Genomic DNA, 7,145 nt, shown 5'->3' on the forward strand with positions numbered 1-7,145 from the left:
TCTTTATTTTTACGTTCATTTATTTCATAGAAAACTGGTTCGCTCGCTGAAAATGACGTAAGGGAAGTAATAAAGAATTCTTTTAAACGATGCTGTTCAGCAAGTTTCAATTTTTGGATTTCTGCTATTATTTCACTTAACTTCATTTTGGGGCCCTCCAAACAAATATTCTTACCTTAAATGCAGAACGTTTGCTCCCTTCAGTCAAATATCAACACAGTTATTTAACATAGCCAAATTGATAAACGTATGAAGCCTCATATAAATAATAGCGTATCTTAGGGAATCATATGTTGGAATAAAGAATCCCTTCTAATCCTGTTTGGGCTACCTTGGTAGGTGCTTTCGCTCAGTTGTACACGAATTCATATGATTAACATATATGAGTCGATTTCATAATTCCCTATTTTAACTTAAAATACTAATGATAATTTGGTTTTAAGTTTTATTGTCCATTAGTATAGAAGGCGTTTCGTTGATTGAAGCCGTGCCCACGGAAAGCGTCCGCCCGAAGTGGAAATCAACCTTGTTCGTATTTCAAGACTAACTCTTCTATTATGAAATTAACTCATATAATTACCCAATATTCAAGTTAGAATATTGCTTAATCCTTGTCATCCCCATAATAGGATGGTTTGTTATACAACAACACCTCATTTCTTCAGCCGGGGGATTGATCAACGTGACGTTGCAGGGGAAGGGGAAAGAGTCGATTACCATCCATCTAGAAATCTAATGGGCGAAGGCTGAAAAAATGAAATGATTTCAATCTTTTTTAGCGCTTTTTGCAATAGTCTTACAGTTTGTGATAGACTATTTCATAGAATCAATATCTCATAAACAGGGAGTGTTTTTCATTGAAGATTGAACCTTCGTTAAAAATGTCCATTTTTCAACCCGCTATTTTCACAGAACTGAAAGCAGCGGCCGAAGCAAAAAAAGCGACGGGGGCTGAATTGGTTGACTTAAGTCTTGGAAGCCCAGATCTCCCGCCGGATGAAAAAGTGAGACGCGTATTATCGGAACAAAGCTTACTAGCAAGTACATATGGCTATACACTTGGCGGTACAAAACGGTTTCATGAAGCTGTTGCAAACTACTACGAAAGACGTTCCGGCGTCACACTCGATCCGAAAACGGAAGTCATTCAAACGATGGGTTCCCAGGAAGGACTCGTTCATTTACCGTTAGCCTTTTGCAATGAAGGGGATATTGTATTAACGACGAACCCTGCCTATGTCGCATACGAAGCAGGCATCAAGTTAGCGGGTGCGGTTCCATACGAAATGCCGTTGCGTGCAGAAAACGGCTTCTTGCCTGATTTGGATGCAATTCCTGAAGATATCGCGCGAAAAGCGAAGTTACTCATTTTGAATTTGCCAGGTAATCCCGTTCCGGCTCTGCCTGATGCGGTATTTTTTGACAAAGTTGTTGCGTTTGCCAAGAAGCACAACATCCTCGTTCTTCATGACGCGGCTTATTCGGAATATTATTTCAAGGGTGATTCTCCAATCAGCTTTCTATCGACGCCGGGGGCAATGGATGTTGGAGTGGAAATCAATTCTTTATCCAAAAGCTTTAGTCTTGCAGGGGCACGCATCGCTTATATCGTCGGCAATGCTGAAATCATCCGTATCTTTAAAGAGCTAAAATTGAACTTGGATTACGGTACGTTTGGGCCGATACAAGAAGCGGCTGCAACTGCGTTGGATCATGCGGAAGAAATTACAGATCGCCTGCGCAAAGAGTTTTCGCAGCGCCACAAAGTGTTAATGGACGGGTTAGCCGAAATTGGCTGGACTGCAACCCCTTCAAACGGGGGCATGTTCGTTTGGGCGAAATATCCGTTTGACATGGACGACAAGGAATTCGTTTTTAAAGCCATTGACGAATGCGGTGTTGTCATGGTGCCTGGAAGTATCTTCGGTTCGGAAGGTGCTGGATACGTCCGTTTGGCACTCATCCAGGACGTAGAGGCACTACAAAAAGCAGTCGAGCAATTAAGCAAACTTTATCGTTTTCATGGAAGCTTAACAGTATAAGTATACAAGGTTAGAAAAGACATGCACGTACATGTCTTTTCTAACCTTTTTGTTTATACTATGCTGTAATCATCTGCCAATTAGGAAGTTTGTGGCGTTTCTTGGAGCAGTTTTGCTTTATCATTGAAGTCTACCATCAATCATTTTTACACGTTCATACTTTTTATGGTATATCGAAGCCAGACACCATCGACCTTAACGGGCTCGCCACTTTTGAGTGACAATACCACAGGCGCTTATGCGTAGGGACGATTGAGTAAGTGAGCGGTTGACAAATAATGTGCGGGAAGGGAAGTTAAGAAAATGGAGTAAGATGCTATCTTTCATCCATAGTCAGAATCAGTAGTCTATATACAATGAATACACCAAGATAAGCTCCAGTTATCAGGAAAAAAAGATTGAGAAAAATGCCGTGAATTGCAGTCATAAATACAGCATTGTCGGTTATGATTTGGAATATGGAAGTTGATGCAATACTCCCGAAAGTAATTGCTGAAATAACAGCTATAATATTAAAAATAATTTGGAATTTCATATTTTTATTCTGTAGATAAAACATAATAATTGGAAAAGAAATGCCGGCAATAACTAATAAAATCTTCAAAAGGTCACTCCTTTCATATGTATAGCTAATTATCACCTGAAATATAGGGGGATAAACAAAGGCTGAATAATACGTACTTAATAAGTAGACAAGAGGGTGTGATTTAATTGCGAACAAATTGGATGTTGCGTAGTTCGAAGAAAAAGACTGCTAATTATTTGTAATCAGCAGTCTTCATTACAGTCATCGTGTGATATAGCGAGCGTTAGTGAACTAGACAATCGATAAATGTAGAATTATTTGGAAGTAGACGCATTATGCATGACTAATGCAAGTAAATACCGAAATGAGAATCCTACACTATCCATTTTGGAGAATAAGTTCTTCTAATAAGTTAACATGTTTTTGATCGTGATTCAAAATGTCATTAACAAGTTCTAAGCTTTCGGGGTCTAGGTCGCCTTTTACAAGCTCCTTAGATATTTCTATGCCTTTATCTTCTCCCTTTAGGGCATCTTTCAAAATAAAGGTGGGATCGTTGGACGAGCCCTTGAGATTGTTTACAAATTCAGCAATAGTACCCTTAAAACCTACATCATCAACAGGTACACCACCAAGATTTTGTATTCTCTCTGCAATCAACATTGCATGTTGTTTATGGTCCTGCTGAATTTTTTGGAGGGTCTGTTTTATATCTGAATCATCGATGTGATGAATGTATCTTTCGTAGGCTTGTATGGCCATATAGTTGCCTTCAAGGAAGGTATTCAATTTTTTGATCACACTAGTTTTCATATTCAAACTCCTCGTATCATTTTAATCATATGGTTCACTAGTCCAAGAAAAATTATACGGGTTAAAAAATCAACATGACTGACTGCTATCAATCGAGTCTATTCGAAGGAATTTCGTCTCAGCAATGCTCATCACTTTCTATGCCAAACAGATAAAGCCAAAACTAGAAAACAAGCTCATGAAGAATTCGTCCAAGCAAAAGTGGATTTAATCGATTGGGGAACGATGCGGGGATATGGAACAAGATCATTAAGAAAATTAGCATATCTACGAATGACGAAATCGTTTAAAACTTACGCCTTGCATAAAGAGGTAGCTGCTGCTTCTGGAACACATCTTGAATATGCAGATAATCCTATTTTGCACCTTCTCGCTACGATTGATAGAGGATTACGTTCCGTAGATTGTACGACAATCCTCATTTCTCTGGAACCAAAACATATTGCTGCCTTGATGATGAATGTCAATGACAATACTTCGCACCTACTATAACTTTTGTTTACCTTACAACACAAAAGTTGAAGTTAGCACACCTGCACAGCGATTGGGCTTAACCGATAAAGTATTTGATTTGAAAGCTATAATTTATCTGAGGTAGTTCGGTAAATATCAAAATAATGTATTTTTTGAGGGAAGTGGAAAAGTTTATGGTAAAATAAATTTAAAGATTGTGAAAGGTTTCACTTAGACTAACGAAGCAGTTTAGTTTAAGAAGAAATCGTGATAAATTTAGGTTAATAGTAAATATGTAAAGGGGAGAGGATTCTTTTAATGCTAAGTATCCATTTTATGGACTGGGGAAAAAACCGTCCAAAAAAACACTATAATCGATTACACGAAATGGGAATTTTCAAGTTGATATTTTTAAGGAAAATTAACGAATTAGATATGGAACTAGTCGAGTTTAACAATTTTAATGTATTCTGCTTGGCAAATCCAAAAAAGACAGTTTCCTATAAAGAGAATAATGCTTTTGGGACGATAGAAATATTAGTTCCGTATGACTATATGACCTTTTTGGAACTTGATTCAACACAAGCGAAATTTCAAGAATTCTCTAGGCTAGTTAGATGTTACATTGTGCCTGCAATTAACAAATATTCGAATTTACCTTCTTCTATTATTGAGTCTTATGTTGAAGAAGCCCTTAATGAAATTGAAAAACAGAATTTTGAAGCTGTTTTTATTGTTGATAAAACACCGAGAAAAAGCCCAAGTCGCAAAAAAACGGCTATCTTAAAGGGTATCCATCGTTCAGAAGGCTTTCAGCTAATGTGTGAGGTTTATAATGAAAAAGGTCTAAGGGTTATTGACAAATTATTGGTAGAGGAGATTGGACACGAAGGTGTGTATTCAAGGTTTTTAGGTACTCTCAAATGGGAAAATGAAAACCTAATCATTGTGAAATCAAAGTCCAGTAGTTGGATGGCTGAGGTCCATCTTTAAGGATGATTTTCAACTAACGGGGCAGTTTAGTTGAATAAGAAAGTAATAATAAAGGGGAGAATTGATTGAAAAAAATAATACTGTTTTTTTCTCTACTAGGTGTTCTGTTAGTTATTTCGGGTTGTTTGAATGAAGTGATTGGGCAAAAAATAACTGTACAGAAACGTATTGGTGAAGAAAATGTTTTTGAAGACTTCAAAGAAGTCACTCAAAAAATACAGGTGAAAAAAGCCATAGATATAGTCAAAAATGCTAATTGGGAAAGTGAAAAAGTAGAAATGGCACGCTATGCTGACTACCAATTTCAATTTCCGTCTAAGAATAGCAACGGTAGCGAAGATAAAATAGCGTCCTATTTACTATGGATTAGCCCAAATGGTGAAAATCTAGAGATAGTTACCGATAGCGATAGATATGTGAAATTAACAAAGCAAGATTCAGCAGACCTATATGAAATTTTAACAGGAGAAGAATTAATGAAATAATTCCATGTCTTCGTATATACTCTTCAACTAACGGGTAGCTTTGGCAGCTCTTTTTTCTTGTTAAACTAACGGGGCAGGTTAGTTCAATAAGAGAGAATGAACACAGTAGAGAATATACTATCTAGATTTTCTGAAATGAAACCTTTGGAATGATAATACGTAAATATAAGTACTAAATCGTTATAGGGAAGTGCAAAAATGGCAGTGTTTTATATTATGCTCATAGTAGGAACTTTTTCAACTCTAATGGCTGTAATTTTATTTGGCTTTATGCTGGTTGAAAAGAACTTTACATTACTAAATATAGTTAAGACCGCCGGTGCCTTACTATTAGGTGTTTTTCTTTTAGTCATTACTCTTCCTAGTCTAAAATATATATTACTTGAGGAATACGATGTTATCGGCGGAGACTGCACCATCGATATAACTAGTTCGGGGCGTTCTACAGAAGTGACCCTTGAAATGCTTGATACAGGTGATGCGTTTATTTTTTTCGGTATTCCCGCACTTGACGCTTACGGAAAGTCAATCCCTTATTACTGTGAGGTAATATTCACACAAGACCACGAGTTTGAAATGGGCTATAAAATTTATGATGTCAGTTCGCGAGAGCTTATGGTCACAGGTAAATAACCTATATTTACAGTTGATAATAGTGAAATGGGCGTGATTGCTCATTTTTCGTCACTCGAAAGAATAAGCGGGGGTGCTTTTTCATTAACGGGGCAGGTTAGTGCAAGAAGGATAACGTGTATACATTTAAGTAATAAATCAAATACTACTGAGGATAAAGAAAAAGAAGGTTGTGGTATCCTCGGCTCAAAAAAGTCTTTTTATATTATTTATTGTTTCTTTTTTCTTTCTGTTCTTATTAGTTTTTGAAGAGACCAATAAAAACACAGTATCAGCAATATTAACTGCTAAAGTAACGACAACTACTGAAGAACATAGCACACCAATTAGCAATGCTCGAATCATTGTGATAAATTCGTTAGGTGCGATAATTGGAACAGAATTAACAAATTCTGAAGGAGAAGCCAAAATACCTGTTACAGTTCACAAAGACCCTAGGTTTCCGATGGAAAACATGGGGGAAGTTACTGTCATAGCAGTTGCAAATGGGTATAACGAGCATATCAACTTCAGTGTTCCAATAAATGAATATAACGATAATACAGGAAGAGTTTTTGTACCACTTTGGAATATAGACCCAAATAGACGAAATGAACCACAATTTCTCAACAGAAGTATTCATCGTTTTACAGTTTTTGAAATGCTTGATGATTATGCTGAGAAAATAGGGTTGAAAAGGCAAGAAATATCCGTAGATATTGGAAAAGAGCCTCCTTGGAGTTCTGATTTAAAAGCCGGCTAAAGTTATTATTATGTCTTTCTATATTTAGTTATTAAAGTAAAGGGTGCTTTAGTTAAAAACCAAGGGTTGCTTTGTAACCGGTTCGGTTGACGGTGAGAAAAACGACAATAACAAGTCAAATAACAATCGATTTTGTATATATTTTATACATGAATTAACAATAGAAAATGCAAGAAAAAACGCGCAGACTAGGTACCGACCCCCGAAAGTTAGAGTAATAAATCTAACTTTCGGGGGTGTTTTTTATGGCGAAATATAATGAGGAATTTAAAATTAAGCTTGTCACTGAGTATTTAGATGGCAATATTGAATATCGATCATTGGCAAAGAAATATAATATGGGCAGCCAAACATCTATACGTGCATGGGTAAAAGCCTATGAGTCTCAAGGAATGGATGGGTTAAAACGAAGAAAGAAGATCAAGAAGTATACTGTTCAATTTAAACTAAGTACGATA

General features: G+C 36.6%; 9 protein-coding genes and 1 pseudogene. 7 read left to right on the forward strand and 3 right to left on the reverse strand.

Features of this window, described 5'->3' with window-relative positions; genetic code table 11:
• Positions 1–146: pseudogene (locus KSU66_RS21205) on the reverse strand (IS1595 family transposase); the annotation flags it as partial.
• Between the two features lie 711 nt (positions 147–857).
• Between KSU66_RS21205 and KSU66_RS21210 the strand changes: the two are divergent.
• A complete protein-coding gene (locus tag KSU66_RS21210) occupies positions 858–2,042 on the forward strand; it encodes an aminotransferase class I/II-fold pyridoxal phosphate-dependent enzyme (protein ID WP_269053443.1) in 1,185 nt (394 codons plus the stop codon).
• A 316-nt stretch (positions 2,043–2,358) separates the two neighbouring features.
• Here KSU66_RS21210 and KSU66_RS21215 read toward each other — a convergent pair whose 3' ends face one another.
• Together KSU66_RS21215 and KSU66_RS21220 are read right to left on the reverse strand one after the other, a co-directional pair.
• Positions 2,359–2,646: a transposase gene (locus tag KSU66_RS21215; RefSeq protein WP_269053444.1), complete on the reverse strand. Its 288-nt coding sequence runs from the start codon at positions 2,644–2,646 to the stop codon at positions 2,359–2,361.
• A gap of 300 nt (positions 2,647–2,946) precedes the next feature.
• Entirely contained in the window at positions 2,947–3,381 is a 435-nt protein-coding gene (locus KSU66_RS21220; protein ID WP_269053445.1) for a ferritin-like domain-containing protein, read from the reverse strand.
• A 201-nt stretch (positions 3,382–3,582) separates the two neighbouring features.
• On the opposite strand from KSU66_RS21220, the gene KSU66_RS21225 reads away from it, so the two are divergent.
• The 6 genes from KSU66_RS21225 to KSU66_RS21250 all read left to right on the forward strand — a co-directional run.
• Positions 3,583–3,873: a hypothetical protein gene (locus KSU66_RS21225; protein WP_269053446.1), complete on the forward strand. Its 291-nt coding sequence runs from the start codon at positions 3,583–3,585 to the stop codon at positions 3,871–3,873.
• A 279-nt stretch (positions 3,874–4,152) separates the two neighbouring features.
• A complete protein-coding gene (locus KSU66_RS21230; RefSeq protein WP_269053447.1) occupies positions 4,153–4,827 on the forward strand; it encodes a hypothetical protein in 675 nt (224 codons plus the stop codon).
• Positions 4,828–4,892: 65 nt separating this feature from the next.
• Positions 4,893–5,312, forward strand: a complete 420-nt coding sequence (locus tag KSU66_RS21235) for a hypothetical protein (RefSeq protein ID WP_269053448.1) — start codon at positions 4,893–4,895, stop codon at positions 5,310–5,312.
• A 198-nt stretch (positions 5,313–5,510) separates the two neighbouring features.
• Positions 5,511–5,945 (forward strand): hypothetical protein, encoded by a 435-nt coding sequence (locus KSU66_RS21240; protein WP_269053449.1) that lies wholly within the window; start codon positions 5,511–5,513, stop codon positions 5,943–5,945.
• Positions 5,946–6,117: 172 nt separating this feature from the next.
• Positions 6,118–6,687: a hypothetical protein gene (locus tag KSU66_RS21245; protein ID WP_269053450.1), complete on the forward strand. Its 570-nt coding sequence runs from the start codon at positions 6,118–6,120 to the stop codon at positions 6,685–6,687.
• Positions 6,688–6,932: 245 nt separating this feature from the next.
• Positions 6,933–7,145, forward strand: a 213-nt coding sequence (locus tag KSU66_RS21250) for a helix-turn-helix domain-containing protein (RefSeq protein ID WP_269053451.1), incomplete at its 3' end; no start/stop codon positions are given.

The sequence above is a fragment of the Sporosarcina sp. G11-34 genome (assembly GCF_026931025.1).